At 33.9% G+C, this 24650-nt stretch carries 25 protein-coding genes; 15 read left to right on the top strand and 10 right to left on the bottom strand.

The window, feature by feature from the left end; all coding sequences use genetic code 11:
* The first annotated feature begins 286 nt into the window (after positions 1–286).
* From BK579_RS21205 to BK579_RS21195, 3 genes are all read left to right on the top strand, one after another.
* The gene (locus BK579_RS21205) at positions 287–1153 is read left to right on the top strand and encodes a Cof-type HAD-IIB family hydrolase (RefSeq protein ID WP_078548984.1); all 867 of its coding nucleotides are present in this window, start codon (positions 287–289) and stop codon (positions 1151–1153) included.
* Between the two features lie 253 nt (positions 1154–1406).
* Positions 1407–2936, top strand: a complete 1530-nt coding sequence (locus BK579_RS21200; protein WP_078548981.1) for a coproporphyrinogen III oxidase — start codon at positions 1407–1409, stop codon at positions 2934–2936.
* Positions 2937–3291: 355 nt separating this feature from the next.
* The gene (locus tag BK579_RS21195; protein WP_078550749.1) at positions 3292–4335 is read left to right on the top strand and encodes an aldose epimerase family protein; all 1044 of its coding nucleotides are present in this window, start codon (positions 3292–3294) and stop codon (positions 4333–4335) included.
* 150 nt (positions 4336–4485) lie between these two features.
* On the opposite strand, the gene BK579_RS21190 is transcribed toward BK579_RS21195, so the two are convergent.
* Positions 4486–4671 (bottom strand): YhzD family protein, encoded by a 186-nt coding sequence (locus tag BK579_RS21190; RefSeq protein WP_078548978.1) that lies wholly within the window; start codon positions 4669–4671, stop codon positions 4486–4488.
* Positions 4672–4826: 155 nt separating this feature from the next.
* Here BK579_RS21190 and BK579_RS21185 point away from each other — a divergent pair, with 155 nt between their 5' ends.
* The 5 genes from BK579_RS21185 to BK579_RS21165 all read left to right on the top strand — a co-directional run bounded on the left by BK579_RS21185 (position 4827) and on the right by BK579_RS21165 (position 11670).
* Entirely contained in the window at positions 4827–5726 is a 900-nt protein-coding gene (locus BK579_RS21185) for an ABC transporter ATP-binding protein (RefSeq protein WP_078548974.1), read from the top strand.
* Positions 5719–6975 (top strand): ABC transporter permease, encoded by a 1257-nt coding sequence (locus BK579_RS21180; protein ID WP_078548971.1) that lies wholly within the window; start codon positions 5719–5721, stop codon positions 6973–6975. The genes BK579_RS21185 and BK579_RS21180 overlap by 8 nt, the downstream gene beginning before the upstream one ends.
* A 179-nt stretch (positions 6976–7154) precedes the next feature.
* The gene (locus BK579_RS21175) at positions 7155–8402 is read left to right on the top strand and encodes a metallophosphoesterase family protein (RefSeq protein WP_078548968.1); all 1248 of its coding nucleotides are present in this window, start codon (positions 7155–7157) and stop codon (positions 8400–8402) included.
* Positions 8399–11380, top strand: coding sequence for an ATP-binding protein (locus BK579_RS21170; protein WP_078548965.1), 2982 nt, complete (start codon positions 8399–8401; stop codon positions 11378–11380). Before BK579_RS21175 ends, BK579_RS21170 begins: the two co-directional genes overlap by 4 nt.
* Before the next feature lie 89 nt (positions 11381–11469).
* Complete coding sequence (locus BK579_RS21165; protein ID WP_328589291.1) at positions 11470–11670, top strand: sporulation YhaL family protein; 201 nt, start codon at positions 11470–11472, stop codon at positions 11668–11670.
* Positions 11671–11787: 117 nt separating this feature from the next.
* On the opposite strand, the gene BK579_RS21160 is transcribed toward BK579_RS21165, so the two are convergent.
* Positions 11788–12588, bottom strand: coding sequence for a peptidylprolyl isomerase (locus BK579_RS21160; RefSeq protein ID WP_078548963.1), 801 nt, complete (start codon positions 12586–12588; stop codon positions 11788–11790).
* 319 nt (positions 12589–12907) lie between these two features.
* Between BK579_RS21160 and BK579_RS25340 the strand changes: the two genes are divergently transcribed.
* Entirely contained in the window at positions 12908–13030 is a 123-nt protein-coding gene (locus BK579_RS25340; RefSeq protein ID WP_328589290.1) for a YjcZ family sporulation protein, read from the top strand.
* Positions 13031–13096: 66 nt separating this feature from the next.
* Positions 13097–13183 (top strand): YjcZ family sporulation protein, encoded by an 87-nt coding sequence (locus BK579_RS21150; RefSeq protein WP_078548957.1) that lies wholly within the window; start codon positions 13097–13099, stop codon positions 13181–13183.
* A gap of 42 nt (positions 13184–13225) precedes the next feature.
* Here the strand turns inward: BK579_RS21150 and BK579_RS21145 are convergent, their stop codons facing one another.
* On the bottom strand, positions 13226–13402 hold the full coding sequence (locus BK579_RS21145; protein WP_407936257.1) for a hypothetical protein: 177 nt from the start codon (positions 13400–13402) through the stop codon (positions 13226–13228).
* A 194-nt stretch (positions 13403–13596) separates the two neighbouring features.
* Complete coding sequence (locus tag BK579_RS21140; RefSeq protein WP_078548952.1) at positions 13597–14136, bottom strand: DUF3267 domain-containing protein; 540 nt, start codon at positions 14134–14136, stop codon at positions 13597–13599.
* 243 nt (positions 14137–14379) lie between these two features.
* On the opposite strand from BK579_RS21140, the gene BK579_RS21135 reads away from it, so the two are divergent.
* Entirely contained in the window at positions 14380–14724 is a 345-nt protein-coding gene (locus tag BK579_RS21135; RefSeq protein WP_078548950.1) for a DUF1878 family protein, read from the top strand.
* A 7-nt stretch (positions 14725–14731) separates the two neighbouring features.
* On the opposite strand, the gene BK579_RS21130 is transcribed toward BK579_RS21135, so the two are convergent.
* On the bottom strand, positions 14732–15310 hold the full coding sequence (locus tag BK579_RS21130) for an HTH-type transcriptional regulator Hpr (protein ID WP_078548947.1): 579 nt from the start codon (positions 15308–15310) through the stop codon (positions 14732–14734).
* 113 nt (positions 15311–15423) lie between these two features.
* The gene (locus tag BK579_RS21125) at positions 15424–15783 is read right to left on the bottom strand and encodes a YtxH domain-containing protein (RefSeq protein WP_169891214.1); all 360 of its coding nucleotides are present in this window, start codon (positions 15781–15783) and stop codon (positions 15424–15426) included.
* Between the two features lie 126 nt (positions 15784–15909).
* On the opposite strand from BK579_RS21125, the gene BK579_RS21120 reads away from it, so the two are divergent.
* Positions 15910–16095 (top strand): membrane protein YhzF, encoded by a 186-nt coding sequence (locus tag BK579_RS21120; protein ID WP_235848596.1) that lies wholly within the window; start codon positions 15910–15912, stop codon positions 16093–16095.
* A 44-nt stretch (positions 16096–16139) separates the two neighbouring features.
* On the opposite strand, the gene BK579_RS21115 is transcribed toward BK579_RS21120, so the two are convergent.
* The 3 genes from BK579_RS21115 to BK579_RS21105 all read right to left on the bottom strand — a co-directional run bounded on the left by BK579_RS21115 (position 16140) and on the right by BK579_RS21105 (position 20156).
* Positions 16140–16664 carry a tryptophan transporter gene (locus BK579_RS21115; RefSeq protein ID WP_078548939.1) on the bottom strand — a complete coding sequence of 175 codons (525 nt, stop codon included), beginning with the start codon at positions 16662–16664 and terminating at the stop codon, positions 16140–16142.
* A 121-nt stretch (positions 16665–16785) separates the two neighbouring features.
* Positions 16786–17868 carry a 3-phosphoserine/phosphohydroxythreonine transaminase gene (gene serC / locus BK579_RS21110; protein ID WP_078548936.1) on the bottom strand — a complete coding sequence of 361 codons (1083 nt, stop codon included), beginning with the start codon at positions 17866–17868 and terminating at the stop codon, positions 16786–16788.
* Between the two features lie 221 nt (positions 17869–18089).
* Complete coding sequence (locus BK579_RS21105) at positions 18090–20156, bottom strand: DUF4179 domain-containing protein (protein WP_078548933.1); 2067 nt, start codon at positions 20154–20156, stop codon at positions 18090–18092.
* A 588-nt stretch (positions 20157–20744) separates the two neighbouring features.
* Here BK579_RS21105 and BK579_RS21100 point away from each other — a divergent pair.
* Entirely contained in the window at positions 20745–21239 is a 495-nt protein-coding gene (locus BK579_RS21100) for a small multi-drug export protein (protein ID WP_078548930.1), read from the top strand.
* Between the two features lie 288 nt (positions 21240–21527).
* Here the strand turns inward: BK579_RS21100 and BK579_RS21095 are convergent, their stop codons facing one another.
* The gene (locus BK579_RS21095) at positions 21528–21950 is read right to left on the bottom strand and encodes an HIT family protein (protein WP_078550747.1); all 423 of its coding nucleotides are present in this window, start codon (positions 21948–21950) and stop codon (positions 21528–21530) included.
* 729 nt (positions 21951–22679) lie between these two features.
* Here BK579_RS21095 and BK579_RS21090 point away from each other — a divergent pair.
* Both BK579_RS21090 and BK579_RS21085 read left to right on the top strand, forming a co-directional pair.
* Complete coding sequence (locus BK579_RS21090; RefSeq protein WP_078548928.1) at positions 22680–23417, top strand: ABC transporter ATP-binding protein; 738 nt, start codon at positions 22680–22682, stop codon at positions 23415–23417.
* Positions 23410–24630: an ABC transporter permease gene (locus BK579_RS21085; RefSeq protein ID WP_078548925.1), complete on the top strand. Its 1221-nt coding sequence runs from the start codon at positions 23410–23412 to the stop codon at positions 24628–24630. Before BK579_RS21090 ends, BK579_RS21085 begins: the two co-directional genes overlap by 8 nt.
* The last annotated feature ends 20 nt before the right edge of the window (positions 24631–24650 follow it).

Here is a 24650-nt window from a genome sequence, read left to right as displayed (position 1 = left end):
CTGGCCGTATTCTGGTTCGAACCCGCCGTATTCACGATAAAACCCGCCGCATAGGAGGTCGTGTTTTCCCGAAGAATCTGTCGCCGGCCGTATTTTTTCCAAATCTGGCCGTATTCTGGTTCGAACCCGCCGTATTCACGGTAAACCCCGCCGTATATCCCAGGATACTCTAGCTAAAAATCACTAAATTTTCATGATCAAAAAAACGTCTCATGTTCTAATGAGTTATATCTCCTCATATCCATAGTTAAAGGCAAGCTACACCAAAGATAGGGGGACTTCTCTGATGAATTATCAATTACTTGCAATTAATATCGACGGAACATTATTACGTCCTAATGGCCGGATCCAAAGTGGGACGAAAGAAGCGATTGATTATGTGAAAGACAAGGGTATTTATGTGACACTGGTCACAAACCGAAATTTTCTTTCTGCTAAAAAAGTAGCAAAAGCTCTAAAACTAGAATCACTTCTTATTACTCATAACGGGGCATTTATCAGTTCTTCACTAGATCATCCGATTTACCAGAGTCGCTTGGCAGAAGAGAGAGCTTTTAATTTAGTTCAGGTTCTCGAAAACTATAAATGTAGTATTCGATTATTACACGAACGTTTTTCAATCGGTAATCGAATGAGAATGCCTAGAAACTTAATCTCAAAGGCTGTTTTTGGTGCAGGAGATCCATTATTTTATCCAATGCAATTTGTTACATCATTAGGAGATTATTTGAGAGATAATCCATTAGCTCCACAAAAAATCGAAGTATTCTTCTCAAGCGGGACAGAACGAGCAGAAGCCGTTCGTGTGTTAAAAGAAAATTTCCATTATGTCAATCTAGTTGAAGTAGATGAGCGCAGCCTTGCGATTGTCCCAAAAGGTGTTTCAAAATTAACGGGATTAAAGACTCTTTGCAACCACATTGGGATTCCTATAGATAAAACAGTAGCCATTGGGGATAGCATGGATGATATAGAAATGATTGAACATGCTGGCTTAGGGGTTGCGATGTGGAATGCACCAAACGAATTAAAAAAAGCTGCTGATTGGGTAACTCGTTCTAACAACCAAAATGGTGTATCATACATGGTAAAAGAGCATTTTAGAAAACAACAGAGAGTAGAATTTCTGCGTAAAATAAAAATAGAGAAGTAATATAGTCAAGAGTGAATGAACTGTAAGCGTCAGGAAACTGACGTTTTTTTTCTGCGAAATTTAACTATAGTGTTAGAATGGGGCGTGAATTGAAATTGACCTAAAAGTACTTGAAGGGTTATTCGTTTAATTCCCTATTGTCCAAACTCCCTAAACGTCCCCGTATCCTCTCATTGTATATTTCTGACTGTTGATATGACCATTCAAATTAAGTAAACTATAAAGAGCGATTTTTAAATGAAAAGGTGATAATGTGAATGTCTTGATAAAGGGTCTAAGTGATGAACGCTTTGTAAGACCTCTAAGTGCAATAACAAATTTATTTTCCGAAGAAAGTGATACTACGTTAAATGAGGAAAAACCTCATGACATAGTAGTAGAGATCACCTATCAGACGAATGAGAACGAAATACAAGTTCATGCTAGATTGAAACATCAGCAAACAGTAGAAATAGAAGAAATAATAGAAGAAGAAATAGTTAAAGAAATTCTCCCGTATGCAAATGAGAAAGAACTATTTACACAAGAAAAGCGAGCAGTTTCACATGCTTATGTATCGGTCCTGCAGAAACTGACAGGGATGATTCAGCCTTGGGGCTTTTTAACGGGAATACGTCCAACGAAGCTATTGCATAAGCTTCATCAAAGTGGAGTAGATAAAGTCTCCGCGCATCAGCAATTACAGGAACAATACCTTATAAGTCGGGAAAAAGTGGAATTAATGCAGCAAATTGTTGACCGTCAACTCACAATGATCCCGGATCTGTATGACTTGAAAAATGAAGTCAGTATTTATATAGGAATTCCGTTTTGTCCAACAAAATGTGCGTATTGTACATTTCCTGCTTATGCGATAAATGGAAAACAAGGCTCTGTTGATTCATTTCTAGGAGGCCTCCACTATGAAATGCGCGAGATTGGTACATGGCTAAAGGATAACGAAATAAATATTACAACGGTATACTATGGTGGTGGAACTCCAACAAGTATTACAGCACAAGAAATGGATATGCTTTATGAGGAAATGGTTCAGTCCTTCCCAAATGTAGAAAATATCCGCGAAATTACAGTCGAAGCTGGAAGGCCAGATACAATTACACCTGACAAGCTTGATGTTCTTAATAAGTGGAAAATTGATAGAATCAGTATAAATCCACAATCTTATATTCAGGAAACGTTAAAAGCAATTGGTCGTCACCATACAGTAGAAGAAACAATCGAGAAATTCCATTTAGCGCGTAACATGGGCATGAATAATATTAATATGGACCTAATCATTGGTTTGCCTGGTGAAGGTCTAAGTGAATTTGAGTACACATTAAATGAAACTGAGAAGCTTATGCCAGAATCGTTAACCGTTCATACTCTTTCTTTTAAACGTGCTTCAGAAATGACTAGAAATAAACAGAAATACAAAGTTGCTGACCGTGAAGAGATTACGCAGATGATGGAAAATGCAGAAACTTGGACGAAAACTCATGGTTATGTCCCATATTATTTATATCGTCAGAAAAATATTTTAGGTAATCTTGAGAATGTTGGATATGCGTTACCTGGGCAAGAAAGCATTTATAATATCATGATTATGGAAGAGCAGCAGTCAATTATCGGCTTAGGTTGTGGGGCAGCTAGTAAGTTTGTTGATCCTGTAAGTGGAAAGATTACACAGTTTTCTAATCCCAAGGAACCGAAAGCATATAATGATAATTTTGTTCATTACACAAATGAGAAGATTAAGATTTTAGAGCAGTTATTTTCTTCAGAAACAAAAGTGACTAACTAAGTTGCTTTTGTTTTTTTTAGTAGGAAGTATTTCTTTTATGAGCAAATACCGATAAAATGAAGAAGTGAAGTTACCTTTTAAACGAGGCTCTTTTTTGATAGATTGTTGTTATAAAATAAATAGGAGCAACAACATTCACGAAATATAGCCTTAAATAAAGAAGGAGAGTTTAGATGGAGAATCGTAAACGCTTACTCATTCAGCAATTATCGGCGTGTTACCCGCAAATTTAACTCTTCATAATGCTTATCACATAGGTCAAATTCTACATATTCGTAAATGACTTGGATTTTGGAATCCAGAGCAAGGTGTTTCTTAATTAAGTAACTTTTATAGAATGGAAAGGCTGGTAATCATGGAAATTACTCAACAACTATTTGGTCAATTAGATGGAGCAACAGTATTTCAATACACATTAAAAAATAACAACGGTATGGAACTTTCTTGTATCAACTTTGGCTGTGTCATTACTAGTATTAAAACAAAAGATCGACACGGTAATCTTGAGAACGTGGTCCTTGGATATGATACGTTTGAAGAATATAAAGTGAATCCACCTTTTTTTGGAGCTGTTTGTGGACGTGTTGCTGGTCGTATTTCTAATGCACAATTTGAATTAGAGGGAACTTCTTATGAATTGGTTAAAAATGACGGAAGTAACCACTTACATGGTGGGTCAATCGGATATAGTCACGTGCTGTGGGATTCCGCTGTATTTGAAAGTGAAGATGAAGTGGGTGTGGAATTTTATTACACAAGTCCCGATGGAGAAGAAGGCTATCCTGGGAATCTAACTTTAAAGGTTGTTTACACCTTGAATAATGAGAATGAACTACTGATTTCATATCATGGAAAAACAGATAAAACAACACTTGTTAATTTAACAAATCATACGTATTTTAACTTAAGCGGGAATGGTAAACGTAACATAGCTGATCACCAATTAACAATGAAAAGTAATCAATTTATTGAACTGAATCAAGAGCTTATTCCAACTGGAGAGTTAATCGATGTAGAAGGTACACCATTTGATTTTAGAAGTGGTCGAAAAATTCGCGATGGCATTGAATCTACGTATGAACAAAATATTTTAGTAGGTAATGGGTATGATCACCCGTTTTTATTAGCGAGTAATCATGCTGAAGAGATTATTCTCGAAGATGAAGAAAGTGGAAGAAAATTAACGATTGAGACAGATGAGCCAAGTGTAGTGTTGTATACAGGGAACATGCTTGAAGGAAGCTATGATACGCCTAATGGATCTTCAAGCAGAAACTATGGACTTTGTTTAGAAACACAAGGTCCACCAGATTCAATTCACCAACCTCATTTTTCTTCATGTGTGTTGGAGCCTGGACAGGAATATAACACAAAAACAAAGTTTAAATTTTCAATGTAGAATATAACAGACTTAGGGATCCTAAAACGGAATCCGTTCAATAACCTTTAAGCAGTCCATTAGATAAAGTGGACTGCTTATTTTCAGTTGATTACACAAGGTAATCTATTTGATTTAAAAAGATATAAAAGAGTGGATTTATTCAAATCTCTACCTATGAAACAAAAGAAGCTTACCACTGGAAGAATTACAACGGTGTGTTTGTTGGTCTAATTGCTTTTCTTGTAAACGTAATTGTCCAATATATTTTGCTTCTTGATCATCTTTTGCTTCAAACTTTTCATCTAGTAAAGTCTTTCCGTTTTGATTAAAGGCTGTTAGTACATAATATTGCAAATTAGGTTCCCCTCCTTGGATTAAGTATGATAAATCCTATGAGTTATTGCCTTGAAATAGTCGTTTAGAGAATATTTTTTGGATTATAATATAAATTACTGAATCCTTTGTTTTTTTGTTACGTAGGTAATAGAGGATTGAATGGAGGTATTATCATGACTTTACGAATAAAAAATGTAACTAAAAAGTTCGGAAATTTTAAAGCAGTAGATCAGTTATCAATTGAAATACCAGAGAAGGAAATGTTTGGATTTCTAGGGGCTAATGGTGCAGGAAAAACAACAACATTCCGGATGATTTTAGGTTTGTTAATGCCTACTATGGGGGATATCACATGGAATGGAGAGAAAATCAATTATCAGACAAGTAATATCGTCGGTTATTTACCAGAAGAACGTGGACTTTATCCTAAATTAAAGGTTATCGACCAACTAATCTATCTAGCTAGATTAAGAGGAATGGATAAACAATCGATCAAGGATCAGGCGCATTACTGGCTTGAGCGTTTTAATGTTCCTGAATATGCTAATAAAAAGGTAGAAGAGCTGTCAAAGGGAAATCAGCAGAAGATTCAGTTCATTGCTTCCGTCATCCACCAGCCAAAGCTTCTCATTTTAGATGAACCGTTTAGTGGTCTTGACCCTGTAAATGTGGAGTTATTAAAGGAAGCGGTGCTTCAATTGAAGAATGAGGGGACTTCAATTGTCTTTTCAAGTCATCGAATGGAGCATGTTGAAGAGTTATGTGATCATTTATGTATCATGCATCATGGAAAGCCAATTGTCCATGGATCTTTAAGAGAAATCAAGCGTAGTTTTGGCAAAAAAAATGTGTTAGTTCATGCAGATTTTGATTTGACTTATTTGAAAGAGATTAAAGGAGTCCGGAAAATAAAGCCAACTGGAGAGGGAGTGATTCTTCAGGTTGAAAATGAAGAAGTTGCACAGGATATCTTTAGAGCTATCACAGACAAAGGTTTTGTAAGGAAATTTATATTAGAAGAACCTTCTTTAAATGATATTTTTATTGAAAAGGTAGGGGCATCCTATGAATAAGTTTTGGATTATCTTGTGGCATACATATTTTACGAAACTTCGCAGTAAATCATTTATTATAACAACGCTTATTACTGCTTTCATCGTTTTTGGATTAACCAATATAGAAACGATAATAAACACCGTTAGTCAAAATGACCAAAAAGAAACCATAGTCGTTATCGATGATACAGGAGAGTTATTAGATCTTTACAAACAACAAGTAGATTTAGTGAATGATGAACTCGTTTTAAAGAGAGTCGACTTAAGTGAACAGGTTGCTGAGGAGAAAGTAATTAATGGGGAGTATACTGGTTTTCTTCAATTAAGTTATGATCAAGAAGGGCTGCCAGAGGCTACATTTAAAGCAATGACTGTCACTGATTCTGAGGTTTATTCACAGCTGCAGCAAGCTCTTCAGACTTTAAAGGTATCTATTGCTACAGAGCAGTTGGGCATCACATCTAAACAATTAGAAACACTATTTTCCCCAGTCGTATTTGAACGGGTAGCGCTTGAGGACAATGCTAAAACGGAAGAGGAACTCAATCAAGCAAGAGGGTTGGTATATGTACTTCTTTTTGTGATCTATATGGCTGTAATTATGTATGCTAGTATGATTGCAATGGAAGTTGCCACCGAGAAATCTTCTAGAGTAATGGAAATTTTAATATCTAGTGTCTCACCTGTTAAGCAGATGTTTGGAAAAATTTTGGGGATTGGGTTATTAAGCTTAACACAGTTTGCTGTCATCCTTCTCGTTGGTTATTCTTCTCTAAAACAAAATATGAATGCACTTGGAGGTGGAGGGATATCTGATGTCTTTGGTTTCGACAGTCTTCCTATATCTACCTTCATTTATGCAATCATTTTCTTTATGCTAGGTTATTTTTTATTTGCTACCCTTGCTGCCTTTTTAGGTTCTTTAGTAAGCAGAATTGAAGATGTACAACAAATGATTACACCCATGACTTTATTAATTGTAGGGGCATTTATTATCGCTATGTTCGGACTTAGTAAGCCAGATTCAACGTTTATAACAATCACATCATTTATTCCATTTTTTACACCTATGATTATGTTCTTGCGTGTCGGAATGCTCAATATTCCCGTTTGGGAGATTGGAATAGGGATCGGATTATTGGTCTTAACAATTACTTTACTAGCCATCTTTGGAGCAAATGTGTATCGTGGCGGAGTACTAATGTATGGAAAAAGCTCATCCTTTAAAGATATTATGAAGGCCATTCAACTATCTAAATCTAAATAAAGAGAAAAGCTTACCAGAAATTTTCGGTAAGCTTTTTTGTTTAACTTTAAGAATGTTTAAGTCTAAGACCAAGACTCATGTGTTATTTTATTAAAAATACAGAACGTGCATTCGTTTTTTAGTAGTGATAAAATAATAGATATAATATTAAGAAGCTTAAAGATGGTGGGGGAAGGTATATGAAGTCAGTCACTTTTTTACATATAGCAGATTTACATTTGGATAGTCCATTTATCGGGTTGAAAACACTACCTGAAAAGATATACAAAAGGGTAAGAGAGAGCACGTTTCTTTCCTTTTCAAGACTTGTTTCGCTTGCGATTCGAGAAAGGGTAGATTTTGTTGTCATTGCTGGTGATATATTTGATCAGGAAAATAGAAGTATTAGAGCGCAATCACGTTTTAGAAAAGAAATGCAACGTCTGGAGTCAAGTGGAATTGAAGTTTACCTTATCCATGGTAATCATGATCATCTTGGTGGAGACTGGTATGATATAAAGTGGCCAAGTAATGTCCATGTTTTTTCAAGTAATGGTGTAGAAATGTTGTCTTATATGAAGAGTGAGAATTGTAAAGTTAATTTATATGGGTTTAGTTACCCTAAAAGAGCGGTACATGAGAATATGACAAATCAATATAGTAGAACGATAGATGGTGATTTTCATATTGGTATTCTGCATGGGAGTATCGAAGGAGATGAAAATCATAACCACTATGCTCCATTTAGATTAGAAGAATTAAGAAGTAAGGGCTTTGATTACTGGGCATTAGGTCATATTCATAAGCGGCAGGTTCTATCTACCTCGCCGATGGTTGTATACCCCGGAAACATACAGGGTAGGCACCGAAAAGAAAGCGATGAAAAGGGTGGATATATTGTTCAGCTAACAGATGCAGGAGCCAAAATCACATTTCATCATACTGCTGAAATTAGCTGGGATGAGTTGACAATCAATATTGAGGAATTACATGAATTAGCTGAACTAATGGATAAAATCTCTTTAGCATGTAATGAAGTTCGTAAAAATGCTATCGGTGTGTTTTTATCAATTAAATTAATTGGTCATGGTCCTCTCCATCCTATACTCCAAAATAAAGAAACTTTGGATGACCTTCTACAAGCAATGATGGAGGGTGAAGACGAACAAGAACATTTTGTTTATATTACTACAGTATCCTTCAAACATTATAAATCTAAGAGCCGTGAGGATCTCGATAAAGAGGTTGCATTTATAAAAGACCTATCATCATTAGTAGAAACCTATGAAAACTTTAATAAGGCTACAAAAAGCTTATATCACCATCCTAATGCGCGAAGATACCTTGAACCATTAACTTTGGATGAGCAGAATGAAATTATAGCTGAAGCAGAACAACTTTTATTAAATGCAATCGCGATAAATCAGTCAAAGGGTGAAAAACGATGAAAATTGTAGGAATAGAAGTTTACGGATTTGGCAAATTTCAATCCTTAGAGCTGGGGAATCTTTCACAGGAGATACAGGTGTTTTATGGACAAAATGAAGCCGGAAAATCAACATTAATGTCTTTCATTACTCATATCTTATTTGGCTTTCCGACAAAGCAGCAGCCCGAGCAAAGATATATCCCAAAACAGAGTGACAGATATGGTGGACGGTTAACAATTCTAACCGAAGAGTATGGAACACTCACTGTTGAAAGACTGCCTGGGAAGGCTGTTGGAGATGTTGTGATCATTATGCCTGATGGTTCTGTAAAGAACGAAGAATTTTTAGAGAGACTCTTAAGAGGTATGGATAAACAATTTTTTCAAAATATCTATTCATTTAATGTTCATGGCTTACAAGGTATACATCGAATTGGACCAGATGATTTGGGAAGGTTTCTGTTTTCATCAGGAGCGGTTGGAACAGACGCCCTCTTAACGATTAATCGGGAATTAGACAAAGAGCTTGAAGCACTTTTTAAACCTAGTGGACGAAAACCATTATTAAATACCGAATTAACCCATTTGAAAGAAAATCACCAAAAGGTACAAAAGCTTCAAGAGAAAAATCAAACATATCATTCATTAATCAATCAAAAAGAATTAATCGAAAAACAATTAGGTGCAATCGAGCAAAATATAAAAAGTCTTGAACAAGAGATGAGACAGTGTGAGCAGCTAAATTCGATCAAACCACTTATCATTGAAAGATCTGCAATATCAAAGCAACTAACAGAGCTTCCTCCATCAAAGCCATTTCCAACAGATGGACTAAAACGATTAGAAAACTTTCTATCACAGCTTTACCCATATAAAACTCAATTAAAGAGCTCATTGAATAAAAAAGAAGAAATAGAGAAGCAAAAAAAAGAAATAATAGTCGATGAACTGATTCTTCAATATGAAGAGGAAATTAACGAATTATATGATGCTAGAAAAGAGTATCAAAAACTACATCATCAGATCGCTGATCTAGAGAACAAACACAAACAAATAACAGAAGAAATACTTGATAAGAAATACTCAATTCACACGAATGCAAGTGATCAGGATATCATGAAAATGGATACTAGTATATCCCAAAAAGAAGCAGTCAAACGAGTGTCAGGTAATCTTGAAGTGCTTAGTCAGCAAAAGCTAACTCTAGACACGAGTTTTAATCAAGCCAAAGAGGAATTGGAGGAATGTGATCATAAACTTACTATATATCAAAAGGAATTGCTTGATAAGGAGCAGAGAAATCAACTAGAACATCAGATTCAAGTATTTAAAAATGCTAGCAGTGATCAAAATACTAGGTTGAACTTAAGCAAGTCTATTGAAAGTATAGAGGGTAAAATTAAAAGATTTGAAGAGAGCAATAAAAAAAGTAACAAAAAACTATTAAACATATTTATTTTAATCGATATGCTTTTGGTCATTTTATCCGTTTATTATTTTCTCAACACTGAATGGATCTCAGCGCTTATACCTCTCGGTTTTATTATCTTTTTTGTTCTAATCTATATTGTCCAACATAAATCAGGAACGAACATTGCAGTTATAGAGCTAAAAGAGGAAAAAAAGGAGTTACAAGCAAAGTTGAATTCACAGGAGATTGAACTAGTCAGTATTTCTCAGTCTGCTTATGAGGAGGCACAAATATTAATCGCCAAGGATCAACAGTATAGACAACTATTTGAATTAGAAAAGGCTAGGAAACTCCAATTGGAAAAAGCATATAATCGCGTTGTTACACAGTTTGAATCATGGGAAAAGAATTTTTATGAAACAAAAAGGAAAATGGGTCAGATATGTAAAGAATATCAGGTATCTGAAAGTAATGAACAGCTTATGGATGTATTTCACTATATAGAACAGCTTAAAGAAAAGATAAGAATCAAAATGGAATTTCTCAACCAAATCAGCAGTACAAATATGCAGAAGGAAGAGTATGAACAAAGAGTTAGGAAACTAGCTGAGATATGTAATATTCGGATAGATAATCGTGATACATTAGAATTAGTAGAGAAACTAAGTGGAAAATGGAAGATGGAATCATTACATAGTTCCCATTTAACAACAGTTACAACTAAATTAACTGAAATTAATGAACAGTTATCTCTTCTTCAGTTAGAAGTGGATTATTTAAAAACAAAGATTGACGAATTATATGAAATCGCAAACGTGAAAAACGAAGAGGAATTTAGAAAAAAGGCAAAAATTGAAGCTGAAGTAGTTCTGCTGCAAGAGCGTTTAGGGTTAATTAACAATCAGTTAGAATCTTATCCATTTGGGATGAAGCAATTCAATGAACAACTTGATTTTGAAGCAATGATTTTCGAGCTAGACCAAAAGATCGTAAAGAATAAAACAGAGCAGACACATTTATTTGATCAATTGTCGGAAGTTAATATTCGAAAGGAAGAGCTTGAAGAGGGTGGAGTGTATTCTGAAATTTTTCACGAATTCCAATTAAAAAAATCTAACTTTAATGAGCAAGCCAAGGATTGGGCAGTTTTAGCTGTTGCTAAGGATCTTTTAAACCAGACAATTGAACAATACCGGGATGTTAGATTGCCTAATTTAATTAAATCAGCAGAACACTTTTTGAGAATTTTATCAGAGGATAGATATGTGAGGATATTAACACCAAAGGACGATGAGGGCTTTATCGTTGAAAGAAATGATGGTGTAAGGTTTAGCCCTCGGGAATTAAGCCAGGCAACCTCGGAGGCATTATATGTCGCTATTCGTTTTGCATTAGCGGAAGCAACACATCGTAACGACCATTTCCCATTTATAATTGATGACAGTTTTGTTAACTTTGATGAAGTAAGGCTTAGGCACGTGGTAAAAACCTTACGTGAAATTTCTAAGGAACACCAAATATTATTTTTTACTTGTCATGAACATATAATTAAGTTGTTCAATGATACTGAATGCATTAATCTCTAAGATTGTATCAAATTTTTTAAAAATTAGTGATAAAGTATGCTTGTACATCATATAGTGTTAAAAAGAAGTGGACAAGGGGGGAGTCAATCATGTTGTTATCAACACCATGGTGGATTTATTTAATTCTTGTAGGAGTTATCTTTAGTGCCTATATGATTGTTCGAACAACGTTAGAGGAAAAGAAAATAGAAGACTCATATATAGAGAGCGAAGGACAGGTATATATAGATAGACTGAATGATGAAAAAGAAAGAAAGAAATCAAAAATGAGCAAAAGTGAACCAATGTAAAAAAGGGATGACCAATTCACTGCAATACCATATGATCGTCTATGGTAAAAGAGTTTTGGTCAATCCCTTTTTTATATTTCGAAGCTCAAACAAAAGAGCTGATTTCAATAAGACTTATTACTTAGTATCAAAAATACCTTTTAGGTCTTCGTCTTTAATGTCAATTTCTACATCCTCAATTGCCTTATCTAAAGACGTTTGCAATAATGTAGGGTTTTGTTGTAATAATGGACTAATGATCGCTGTTTTTTCTTCTTCACTTAACGCTGCAAAATCTTCTTTAGTACCAGTTACTTTAATAATGTGATAACCAAATTGTGATTGAACAGGTTCACTAACTTCATCTTTACCTAAAGTAAATGCTGTTTCCTCGAATTCAGGTACCATTTGGCCTTTTGTAAACCATCCTAAATCGCCACCATTTGCAGCAGATCCATCAGTTGAGTATTCTTTTGCTAGTTCCTCGAAAGATTCACCAGCTTCAAGCTTTTCTTTTACTTCCTTAGCTGTTTCTTCGTCTGCAACTAGGATGTGGCTTGCTTTAACAATTTCCTCAATTGATTCCATTGCAGCTTTTTGTTTAAGTAAATCTGAACGAAGCAATTCACGAATCGTATCTTCTCCACGCTGTGCAACGATTGCATCGAACTGTTCACCGTAGGCAGTTTTAATTGATTCGTACTGCTTGTCTAACTCTTCTTTCGAAATTTCGTATTTTTCACTTAAAGCCTTTACATAAATCATATCTTTTAAAATTTCACTACCAACTTGCGTCTTCATTGAAGTGTAGAACTCGTCTTTTGTGATGTTGCCAGCACTTGTCTCTGCAATCACATCAGAATTATCAGCAGCATTATTACATGCACTAAGGGCAAGAAGAGTTGCTGTAGTTGTTAGTGCGATAACTAATTTTTTCATTAAATACATCTCCTACTATGTAAGTTTATTGGAAAAAGCCACATGAAATACTATACCATATTAACCCTTGAGAAAGAAAGCTTATCCTATTAGGGGAATCATCTATTTAGGTTATTTTTGTGTAAGACTGTGTTGATTTATTCACTAACGAGTCGAAAAGTGGAGATTACAACATATTGTTCAACAGTAGGTACATGTGGTGTTCCTTATAGATCGTTCAACACCAATATAACAATCTTTAACTTTATTCAAGAAATTGTTGGAGCCTAAATTAATAACACTAAGGACAAATGCCTATCCGCATTTGATGGTATTGCATATGATACAACTAACAGCGCAACAAGGAGGTGTTACAATGGGCAACACCGGATTGACAGATGGATTCGCGTTAATTGTCGTATTGTTCATATTATTAATTATTGTTGGTGCTGCATGGGTTTAAGAAACCATTATTGTTGAAATTTAAATAGTAAATTTTTATATATAATTAGAAAGGGGAAATTAGATTATGTCATTTACACACGGAAGCGGGTTTGCATTGGTAGTTGTTCTGTTTATTTTATTAATTATTATTGGAGCTTCTTGGGGGTACTAAGAAAACGCATAATAAAAAGGGACGCTACGGCGTCCCTTTTTATTATGCAAATAAGATCTCTACATAAGAAGAAATAAGTAGTATTGTAATTAAGATGTTAATAGTTCGGAAGACTTTATGTTGACGTTCTTCGGGAATCTCTTTTTGAACGCAGAGTTTATTTGTCATATCGTTAATTTTAAATAATATAAAAACAGCAAATGGAATGTACAAAAGCATCACCTAAAGATCCCCTCCTAAGCTATATTTATTATATTAACATTAACAATGAAATTATGAAAATTTTATTGTTAAATTAGTTGAGTTAATTTTCATAGTAAGCATTCTAAAACCTAAAAACGGCGATTTTTTTTCAGGAGTTTACATATGAATTTATACGATTTCATCTAGCTACTATACATTATGGAATCGACTCAGTTGTTAATTAATATATCATATCCATCTTCAATTTCCTCAACAATACATGACCGTGGTGCTTTGATGACTTGTTTCAAACAGATAAAGTCAGAAACACACAATCCTAAATGTACAGCTGCAATAATAGTGAAGTAATGAATGTTTTGTGGAAATAAACTACAAGCGTAAAGCATTAAACCAGTAATAAACAGAAAAGGTGTTAATAACACGATAATAATCATTCGTTTAGTCAACATGCACTCATGTCGAGCAGATAAAATAGGAAAGCCTAAAAACAATCGTTCAATCGAGAATTTAACCTTTTTCCCAATAAAAAGTAATGGTAAAGAATGTAATAACTTGTGAATTGGAAAGATTAGTAATAACGTCATCATAAATAGTAAAAGACCATCTTCATTTAAATGAATGGTTGAATATACTAAGTTTAAAGGCAAGTAAAGTAAAATAAAAGCAATTAGCATCGTAAAAAATGATACAATTGCAATACGATGGAATCCATAATCTTTATAAAGATTAATGGTTTTCCAGCAAGTCATAAAATCACCTTCCGAAATAAATTAAAGTAGATACTTTCAAACTCATTTACCTACTTTACGATTAATTAAGATAAAAATCAATAGGAAATTAAGTGACAAATTTTTTGCATGATATGTCTAAAAATCTAAAAAAAAATTATAGAGGTGTTTGAAACGCCTAAGGTTGTTTATTGATACAACAAAAAAGGTAAGTTAAAATATTTTATATGCTGTAATATTACGAATTAGAAGGGGAAGTTTAAGGTGGAGTCATTAGAAACAAGAATTAGTCGTTTAGAGTATTATCAAAGATTACTAATCCAGCTATTAGACGAAGAAAGATATCGATTTTATAGGCTAATTACCACGGCTAATTTAACCGAAGGAGAAGTAGAAGAATTACTTAGACTTTGTGAGTCATTGAGCAAAGAATTGAAAAAGCAAAAAGCGGAAGGTTTAGTGATATTTTCTCCGCTTCTTACACAATTTGCTGGGTCACTTCATCCAAAATTAGAGGTTAGTGAAACAATTGATGTTTTACTTAATCAAGGACTATTTGTACCTTTATTAACAGTTTTCAAAGAGCTCTTAAAAAAAGGGGAATATTAAGAAGAGATTAACTATTGATCTTTTCATCTACTCTTTTATAAAGCTTCCCATCAATTTCAATAAATTCTTCCTCAATATTGTTAAAGGATCTTTCGAAAATATCCATAAAATCTTCGCCATAAATATTTCTAATGATACACATCATTTCAATGATATCTGGAAATTTCCCATATAAATTGTGAAGAGGGAGTGCGCCATTAAAGACACTGCTATTAGTAGGGTCATAGGTTTCCATTAATTGTAATAAAATTTCTTCACCCTTACTTGTTAATTCAATATAAGTATTTCGTTTATCGTTTTCTTTCTTTGAAAATTGTAATAATCCTCTCTCTTCCAATTTCTTAGAGAAGTTAAATGCAGTTGAAACATGCATGACCCCGAACTTAGCAATCTCTGAAATTGAAGCTCCCTTCAAATGATAGGCTATCCAAATAATATGATGTTCATTAATATTTAGATCATATGGTTTAATCCAGTTTTGCCAATCCTTTTCAATTGATTTCCAAAGCGCTTTACTGAGTTGGGCTACCCGTTGGCTAAATAACATTGCTTCCTTTACTGAGTGATACTTTTCATCATGTTTCATAAAATACACCTACTTTATAAAATTCTATTACTACTATTATGCCAATAAAGTAAAAATTAATAAAGATGTAAATTTACAAAATTTTTAAATAAAATCAGAAAAGCCCAATAAACCTATTGTTTATTGAGCGGTTTTTCCATAATTTTTATTGAATTTTCAATTTCAGAAAGTTCTTTTTGAATACTTTTCCGAGATTCACTAGTTATTTTATCCCAATTTTCGAAAGATTCTCTTAGATCTTTAGTAATATTTTTTATCGTCTCAGAAGAGTGTGTTGAACTTGTAACAATTTGTTCTTTTAAATCTATTCCGCTTTCCTTTACATCTGAAAACTGACTTTGTATCAGATTTTTATTTGATTCTAATTTTTGTATAAGTTTCTTTCCAGATACCGGAGTGTTGAAAAGTGTTAATAAACCTCCAACTGTTCCGCCTACGATCAAACCAAAAAGTATAGAACTGCGATCTGCCATGTCTAATCCTCCTTTATACTTCAATATTCCACTTTTCTTACTATTTATCAACATCTTTGTTCGTATTCTCATAGTGATACGTTTTTGCGCATAAACATAATTAAAGGGGTGAACGATTTGATTGGTGTGATTTTTGGTTTATTTGTTATTAGTTTATTATTATTTTTAGGGGCATTTAATTACTTTTTATTATCCCAAAAAGCTGGAGTCTATCCACCGAAACAAACATTACGTCGCAAAGCCATGGGATTTGTTGCCATAGGTGGGGGTGTGTTGCTGCTTACGTTCATTTTATTTTTATTTAGTCAATGAAAAACCCCGACCTAAGAGGATCGGGGTTTTAAAATTCATCAATTTCATGCTTCAAGCGGTATGTTTGTACGCTTTAGAATTTGCTGTGCAATTGGGTATATAACAAGCATGCCCAATGCACTAAGTGCTGTAGTTGGTAAGACAATGCCCACGAACAATGCTGTGAACGTAGCGCCTCCAGGTAATCCAGCGATTAATAAAGCTGAGTTTAAGAAAACAAAACCTGAAATCATTGTTCCAACGGCTGCAAGAGCCACTGCACCAGCTGTTGACCTTGCAAATTTACGTGTAACTAAGAATAAGCCATAAAACGCAAAAGCTGTTACTAACTTATCAATCATATTAGGGATTTGACCACCAGGGAAAATAGTTGTTAGCGCTGAAATAATCCCACCAACAATTCCTAGCAATAAAACATTTTTCTTAGCTGGAAAAAGAATGATTCCTAAGAACATCATGGTTAACATTAAGTCAGGCTTCATCCCACCTAAAACTCCAGGGATCACTGCATGTAAGACAGCACCCATCCCAACTAATAAAGATAGTAAAACTAAAACTTTTGTATTCATTTCTCATCTCTCCTCATCTCTAGCTAATCTAGTTTTCTCCTATAGTGCTCTTATAGCCTATAGCGAGAATACAAGTTAAGTATAACAAATCACCCAAAAAAATTATAGATAAAAATTTCTGTTAATTATTTGCTTTAAAATCATTCATGAATTTTACTAAAGCCTCACAGGATTCAATTGGTACCGCATTATAAATGGAAGCTCTACATCCACCTACAGAGCGGTGACCGGCTAAACCTACGAAACCTTTTTCCTTAGATTGGCTGATAAATTTCTTTGTTAACTCTTCTGTCGGTAAGGTAAATGTAATGTTCATTTTAGAACGGCTGTTATCATCAGCATGACCTTTATAAAAACCGTTTGATTGATCAATACACTGGTAAATGAGGTCAGCTTTTCGATTATTTAAGTTTTCAATTCCTTCCAACCCACCCTGTGCCTTTACCCAATCTAAAACTAAAGATAAAACATATATAGAAAAGGTAGGTGGTGTATTATACAAAGAATTATTTTTGGCATGAGTTTGATAATTTAAAATGGTTGGGATGTTCCCTGGAATATCATGTAGTAAATCCTTTTTAACAATGACGACAGTCACTCCAGAAGGTCCTAAGTTTTTCTGAGCACCCGCATAAATTAACGAGAATTGACTGATATCCACCTTTTTACTTAATATGTCACTAGACATATCAGCAATTAATGGAATATTACCAAATTCAGGATACTCCTGCCATTGTGTCCCATAAATTGTGTTATTTGACGTAATGTGTACATATGCTGCATCTTCAGTTGGTACTAATGCATCTGTGGATGGGATATAACGGTAGCTTGATTCCTCACTTGAGGATATGACAGCAGTTTGACCAAGTTTTTGAGCTTCTTTTAATGCCTTCTCAGACCATGTTCCTGTTAAAACATAATTTCCTACCTTGTTAGGTTTAAGAAAATTAAAGGGAATCATTGAAAATTGTAAGCTAGCTCCACCCTGTAAAAACAGGACCTCATATCCTTCAGGTATTCCATAGATTTCCTTTAGATCAGAGATTGCTTTTTCATGTACTTGATCATACTCCTTGCTTCGATGACTTAATTCCATCAATGCCATGCCAGAATTCTTAAAATTAATAAATTCCTCTTGGGCCCTATTTAGCACATCCAGTGGCAGGGCAGAGGGACCAGCGTTAAAATTATATGCTCGTTTCAAATTTGTGACCTCCTTATATCGCTTTAAATGGGCAAAGTTAAAAAGTGTGAAGATTGATTTATTTTATCATGAATAATTGAAGATGAAAGAGTGAATTTATAAAAAAATTTGACAGTTTTGAATTTATTTAGCTATACTTCGCAAAAAATGTGAAAATTGTTGGAACAAGATTAAAAGGAGCACAACTGTACTCCTTTTTAACAAGATATTTGAAAATAACTTTAGTTAATTGTTAATTTTACTTTTTTATCTAAATATTTGAGAGTATTGTAGCCGTATATCTGTAACTTAGTTGGGACAACATCCTCATCCGAATAATCATTAAATAACTGTATTTCCATTTTAGTTGTATAAAAGCGAGGTCTATCCCATGGACTAAAGTTGTACTCTTCCTGTTTGTAGACTTTTCCATTTTTATCAATATACACTCCTTCGGAATCCATAAAATTCATGGAGATAGGATCACCAGGATCATCAGTGAAAATTTGAAAATGTAACATATCAAAACCTCTATTTTCAGGAAGTGTGTTTAAAAAATCGATTGATGTTGTTTTGCCAACTTCGAGATTATCAACCGATATCTCGTTTCCTAAATACTCAAATGTTTGAGGAAATGCACCTTCAGGATCTATATCAAAGGTCTTATCATCTTGGACATGCAAATCAATTGAATTTAAGTGAATAGTTAGATCTTGTGGGTCATCAAAATACAATGAGTCAAAGCTTTTTTGCAAGGAAATCCATTCGCCACTTCCAATGACATTACCATGGAATGCTCCGTACCAATTAGACTCTACGGAGTTTTTCTCAGTTTCTATTTTGTTAAAATTAAAGTCGTTAATATATTTCCCGTTTTGTAAATCCTTATAGCTAAAATGTAGGATTGTTGTTGTTGGAGCAAGAGTCAGTTTTTTAAATTTAACAGGAATCCCCGCAAATTCACTTTCCTTGTCCAGTTCGTGTTCGATGGAAGGAATCTTTGTTACAGGAATTTCAAAACTCCACTCACCACTAACAGTTTCCAACTTGTTATATGTTTGAATGAACGTTTCTTCTAAACTCGATTGGCCAGTTACAACCTTTAATAGACTTGAAATATTTAGCTCAATTGTTCCACTTTCAGGAGAAATTGGTAGCAAGCTAATTTTCCCATTAAACACATTCCCCGCTTTTTCTTTATGCTCTGTATACTCAAAAGGTAGAGAATCCATATGATAAGCCTGATGATTTAGAATCTCATTCTCATTTTCAATCCGAAAGCCGTCATACCCATTAATAAAATACTGATTTTCGTTATTTAAATCTTCAACACTATAATAAATTAGCGTCCTGTAATCATCTGCAATAACACTTTTAATTGTAACTTTTAACCCATTACTTTCTTGTTCTAAATACAGAGGTTCACCCACACCATTTTTTAAATAAGACAGCAATTGTTCATCCTCAAGTTGACGCCAATCCATCCAAGAATAATACATATATGAAAACCCATTAGTAACGAAGCCGATCAGAATACTAAGTACTAAAATGCTTGCTATAATCGTACCAATCCTCGTTCGCTTTTTTCTGGCTAGCTTTCTCATAGTCACTATTTCGTTCACTTTTGTTTTAACATGACTCATAAAAGTGGATGGTATTTCAAAAAAAACTACATCACTACTAAGAGATATAATCGTATCCTGAATAAATGCTAACTCGTTTTGACAGCTTTTACATGTGTGTAAGTGAATCTCTAATTCTATATTTTCTCTTCTAGTTAATAATAAGCCTAAATAATCAAGGTAATAATCTTGGTACTTTTGACAGCCTTTAGGGTCTTTGTTCTCTTCCGTGGTTTTAAGTTGCCTGATACCTGTAAGCAACCGTGACTTTACGACCTGTATAGGAATCTGAAGGAGCTTGGCCACTTCATTCTGTGGAATTTCCATTAGGTAGGTTAAAACTAGTGGTTCTTTATAGATTTCTTCTAGGTAATATAGTTTGTCTAATAAGGAGGCTTCTTTATTTATCTCATTTAAAGAATTCACTTGTTCATCTCTTGAAATTTCTCTGCATTCACTTATAAAAATAGAAAGGACAAACAATTCAAATCTATGATTTTTCAACTCTTGTTTTTCGTCATGTACTCTAATAACTGCTCTGAAAAAAGCTTCCTCAAGGTTTTGAGAATCACGTAAATATGTTTGACCGAGTTTATATAAGCGCTCTTTCTTTTGATCAAACCAATCTAGAATTGTTTCCATGTCTTCTGCATTTCCTAAAGTTGGATTTGTTGCAACTACGTCCACGATAGCCGTCTCTCCTTTGTGGTTATCTTATATGTACTTTACCTAATTTTACATGGAACCCGAGCAAAAAACTGCAATATATTACAAAAATTCAAAAAAATAACAGTGAGTATTAACGTTTTCTATGAAAATAACTTAGGTTGCGGAGTTCCAATTGCTGCGATCCACCTGCGGTACACCGCGGACTCCGTGAGCCCCCTCGTCGCTTCCTGAGCTCCTGCTGGGTCTCACGAGACCGCTAGATCCCCGAGGAGTCAAGTGGCTCTCTGCTCATTCCACACTAAGTGAACAACATTTTCATCCTCCATGGTGCAAATTTTTCATTAGCATGAGTGTCTATCCCGTTCGATTGAGATGGAGAAAATAATAAAACATACAATAATTTGCCTCTATTTTTCTTGTTAGAATCAAGGGAGGAAGTAAACTTGCCGACTAGAAATCTATTGTGATGATTATTATGGTAAAATTAGTTCTTAGCTTATTCAATAACAGAGAAGAATGAGCAAAGTAGGTAATGGAACAGTTATATACGAGTCGCCGTTTTAGTTGGCCTTATATAATCAACAACTGTATTGGGGGATATGTATAATGGATATGTTGGAATTGGTTTGGGTATATGGTGTCGTTTTTGTATTAGCTGCAATCCCTCTTTTTGAAGGGTATGGAGTCATAGCATTAGCGATTATTGCTGGTTTACCAGCAATACCAGTTATTTTAATAGCATTATTTGGTAACATCTTAACTGTTATATTATTAATTCTATTTATGCACAAAATTAAAGAGTGGAAAAGAAGAAGAGATGAAGAAAAGAAGGAACCGAGTAAAAAAGCAATCCGTGCCCAAAATATATGGAAAAAATATGGATTACTTGGTTTAGCTTTTATTGGACCATTATTTGTTGGTAGTCACCTAACAGCTTTTATGTGTATTACCTTTGGTGGAACAAAGAAAAGTACTTCGATTTGGATGATTACGAGCATCGTTGTTTGGGGCCTAGTATTTGCTGGATTAACACATTTTGGTGTAGATATCTTAGGTTACGAAGACAAAGGCATTTTTAAAGATCTGATTTCTAAGTTTTAATTTTATGTTGAGAACTTTTAGATAAATACCTAACAAGAAGCTTTGGATCTAATCCAAGCTTTTTTTTTGAAGTTAGCGAAAAAACCTAATAATACTAATTAAAAAAACTTTTTAAGTTAAAGTGAGAAGGCAGTTGATTAAGATGATCAGAGCTAATACCTTGGAGAGAATTGTCTTTAAAACTTATAAGACTTAAAATGGAGAACATAGTTACATAAAGGCACTGCTATGTTAGCAGTGCCTCTATATTAAATACCCAGTACACTTTCACAAAAACCTTAGTGAAACTTAAGAAATTGCTTGAGAGATTTTAGCTGAGATGCTTTTCAATTCTTCGCTACTATATTGGTCAGCATGTGACTTCCAAACTGCTCCAAACCCATCGCCTTTTCCATATCTTGGTATGATGTGAACATGATAATGGAAAACCGATTGTCCAGCTTCTTCTCCGTTGTTATTTAGCAGGTTTAAACCAACTGGGTTAAATTGTTGTTTAATTGCATTTGCTATTTTGGGAACCACTTCAAATACTTTACTAGCTATTTCTGGAGTCAGTTCATACAAGTCTTTTTTATGTACTTTCGGAATAACTAACGTATGACCTTTAGTTACTTGGCTTATATCTAGAAAAGCTAGAACATCATCATTTTCATAAACCTTTGCACCGGGTATTTCACCATTAATGATTTTACAAAAAATACAATCACTCATCATCTTTCATCCCTTCATTGTACAAGTATTAAAATGATTTTATCACATATATTTAAAATAGGTTAAATTTAGTATGTGGTAATAATGTTTTACTAAGCATCGATTCTCATTGATTGGGAATATAGAAAAAGAACAGGGTGCATGCGTTGGCTGCACCCTGTTCAACCTGAAGATGGGTAAAGGTCTCTTTGAGGTAAATCATGAATAATCTTTTGCAAACACCTCATTTTTAATTTAGTAAAAATGAATGTTTATAGCGTGTGAGTTGAACAAATTGTCCAAGATGACCATCTCCTTTTAAAAGGAACTATAAGTTATCACAACTTATATTCATTGAAATCGTCTTTGACAAACACCTCATTTACAAAATGAATTACTTCTTCTACGCGGATTCCATAAATTATGGCCCGTAGACACCTCATTCCGTATTGATGTGAATTGTATAGAACTTAATCAATGGTTGAAGTCACTCACTAAATTATTCAATCGTAACATCCCCTTTTTACCATTCTTTAATCATTAAAAAACAAGGAAATTGTCTTTAACAGACACCTCATTTCTAATTTTACAAAGAAGGTATGAAAAAGCCTTTCCCTCTTCAAAAATTAGAATACCCACTATAAACATTATATATACAGATTTTAAAATACTTTAACTAGGTATATTTACCAATCTTTGATATCATGAATGTAGTATAAAAAGTTAAATGATGAGAAAGGAATTAATATCATGAGACTATTAGAAATCGAACAAATAACAGGGGGCTATACCCGAAATCCTGTTTTAAACGACGTATCATTCACCGTAAATAAAAATGAAATTGTTGGTTTAATCGGCTTGAATGGAGCTGGAAAAAGTACAACAATCAAACACATTATTGGTCTAATGGAGCCTAGAAGTGGACAAATTAAGATCAACGGCAAAACAATACAAGAAGATTTGGAACAATATCGTTCACAGTTCAGCTTTATCCCAGAAACCCCAATTTTATATGATGAACTTACGCTTCGTGAACATTTAGAGCTTACCGCTATGGCTTATGGAATCAGAAAAGAAGAATTCGAAATTAGGTTAACACCATTGCTAAAGGAATTCCGGATGGAAAAGAAACTAACATTTTTCCCTGCACACTTCTCAAAAGGAATGAAGCAAAAAGTAATGATTATGTGTGCGTTTCTTGTTGAACCATCATTATATATAATTGATGAACCATTTGTGGGTTTAGATCCGCTTGGGATTCAATCTTTGCTAGATATAATGAATCGAATGAAACAAAGTGGAGCAGGAATATTGATGTCTACTCATATTTTAGCTACCGCTGAGAGGTATTGTGATTCGTTCGTGATTTTACATGATGGTAAGGTGAAAGCTAAAGGTAATTTAAACGACTTAAGAGAGCAATTTAAGATGTCGAATGCAACCTTAGATGATATTTACCTAGAGTTAACGAGGGATAGCCATGGTTGATATCAATGAACTGTGGAAGAAAAGATATAATCAATTCACAACGGAAATTCGCCGTTATTTAAAATATATGTTTAATGATCATCTGCTAATTGCTTTAATTTTTTTCACTGGAGGGGCTGCCTTTTATTATAATCGGTGGTTAGAAGACCTCCCAGATCACATTCCTTATGTATTCATCATATCAGTTGTATTAGCTATGTTTCTTACCAACGGAACAGTACAAACACTTCTGAAAGAACCCGATTTGGTTTTTTTATTACCAATTGAGAAGAAGCTTGATACATATTTTCAAAAGGCATACACGTTAAGTTCAGTGTTTCAAAGTTACGTGCTATTAATTTTGTTTGCAATAATCGCCCCTCTTTATTTAAAACTTTCAGAAGAACATACATTAACACACCTAGGGGTTATTTTTGTCATTGTATTATTAAGCAAAATGTGGAATTTATTAATGACATGGAATATCCACTTCCTATATGGATCAATCTCTAAATATAGTGATATTCTCATTCGACTATTTCTAAATTTCGTACTCTGTTACTTTTTATTTGAAAGTGTATCTGTATACCTTTTATTTGCAGTTATCGCCATTAAGATTGGCTTATTAGCTTATTTTTATAAAGCAAGAAGCAAAAGAGGGCTGAAGTGGGATTTACTTATTGATTTAGAATCAAAACGTATGATGACTTTTTACCGATTAGCGAATTTATTTACAGATGTACCTAAGTTACAGGAACGCATAAAAAGAAGAAGATGGTTAAATTGGATCACTACATTTAGTAAGTATTCACAGAAAAATACGTTTGGTTATTTATATTTAAGAACATTTCTGCGCACAAGCGATTATCTTGGTATTTATATAAGATTAACGATTATTGGTGGCCTTGCATTGTATTTTCTACAAATGGAATATGGCAATTTGGCAATTGGATTACTATTTCTATATTTAACAGGCTATCAATTAATGACATTGTGGAGACATCACCATTTGAAGATATGGTTAGATCTATATCCACTACCATTATCTATTCGTACAGCTTCATTTTTAAAGTTAATGACATCGATTCTGATGATTCAAACTTTCATTTTTAGCATCTTTATTCTAGTATCTGGACAATGGCTTTTTGCACTGCTCTTGATTGTAGTGGGAGTGGTCTTCATTTATTTCTTTGTGAATCACTATATCAAAACAAGGTTGTTAAAAATGCTATAAATTTTTTAGGGAATTCCATT

Origin of the sequence: Litchfieldia alkalitelluris (assembly GCF_002019645.1) — a bacterium.
Lineage (GTDB): Bacteria > Bacillota > Bacilli > Bacillales > Bacillaceae_L > Litchfieldia > Litchfieldia alkalitelluris.
This window is presented reverse-complemented; position numbering and strand designations above follow the sequence as displayed.

Coding starts and splice junctions, on each gene's coding strand:
- BK579_RS21205 (WP_078548984.1), top strand. CDS start 287: ATGAATTATCAATTACTTGCAATTAATATCGACGGAACATTATTACGT.
- BK579_RS21195 (WP_078550749.1), top strand. CDS start 3,292: ATGGAAATTACTCAACAACTATTTGGTCAATTAGATGGAGCAACAGTA.
- BK579_RS21185 (WP_078548974.1), top strand. CDS start 4,827: ATGACTTTACGAATAAAAAATGTAACTAAAAAGTTCGGAAATTTTAAA.
- BK579_RS21180 (WP_078548971.1), top strand. CDS start 5,719: ATGAATAAGTTTTGGATTATCTTGTGGCATACATATTTTACGAAACTT.
- BK579_RS21175 (WP_078548968.1), top strand. CDS start 7,155: ATGAAGTCAGTCACTTTTTTACATATAGCAGATTTACATTTGGATAGT.
- BK579_RS21170 (WP_078548965.1), top strand. CDS start 8,399: ATGAAAATTGTAGGAATAGAAGTTTACGGATTTGGCAAATTTCAATCC.
- BK579_RS21165 (WP_328589291.1), top strand. CDS start 11,470: ATGTTGTTATCAACACCATGGTGGATTTATTTAATTCTTGTAGGAGTT.
- BK579_RS21160 (WP_078548963.1), bottom strand. CDS start 12,588: ATGAAAAAATTAGTTATCGCACTAACAACTACAGCAACTCTTCTTGCC.
- BK579_RS25340 (WP_328589290.1), top strand. CDS start 12,908: ATGATACAACTAACAGCGCAACAAGGAGGTGTTACAATGGGCAACACC.
- BK579_RS21150 (WP_078548957.1), top strand. CDS start 13,097: ATGTCATTTACACACGGAAGCGGGTTTGCATTGGTAGTTGTTCTGTTT.
- BK579_RS21145 (WP_407936257.1), bottom strand. CDS start 13,402: ATGCTTTTGTACATTCCATTTGCTGTTTTTATATTATTTAAAATTAAC.
- BK579_RS21140 (WP_078548952.1), bottom strand. CDS start 14,136: ATGACTTGCTGGAAAACCATTAATCTTTATAAAGATTATGGATTCCAT.
- BK579_RS21130 (WP_078548947.1), bottom strand. CDS start 15,310: ATGAAACATGATGAAAAGTATCACTCAGTAAAGGAAGCAATGTTATTT.
- BK579_RS21125 (WP_169891214.1), bottom strand. CDS start 15,783: ATGGCAGATCGCAGTTCTATACTTTTTGGTTTGATCGTAGGCGGAACA.
- BK579_RS21115 (WP_078548939.1), bottom strand. CDS start 16,664: ATGAATACAAAAGTTTTAGTTTTACTATCTTTATTAGTTGGGATGGGT.
- BK579_RS21100 (WP_078548930.1), top strand. CDS start 20,745: ATGGATATGTTGGAATTGGTTTGGGTATATGGTGTCGTTTTTGTATTA.
- BK579_RS21095 (WP_078550747.1), bottom strand. CDS start 21,950: ATGAGTGATTGTATTTTTTGTAAAATCATTAATGGTGAAATACCCGGT.
- BK579_RS21090 (WP_078548928.1), top strand. CDS start 22,680: ATGAGACTATTAGAAATCGAACAAATAACAGGGGGCTATACCCGAAAT.
- BK579_RS21085 (WP_078548925.1), top strand. CDS start 23,410: ATGGTTGATATCAATGAACTGTGGAAGAAAAGATATAATCAATTCACA.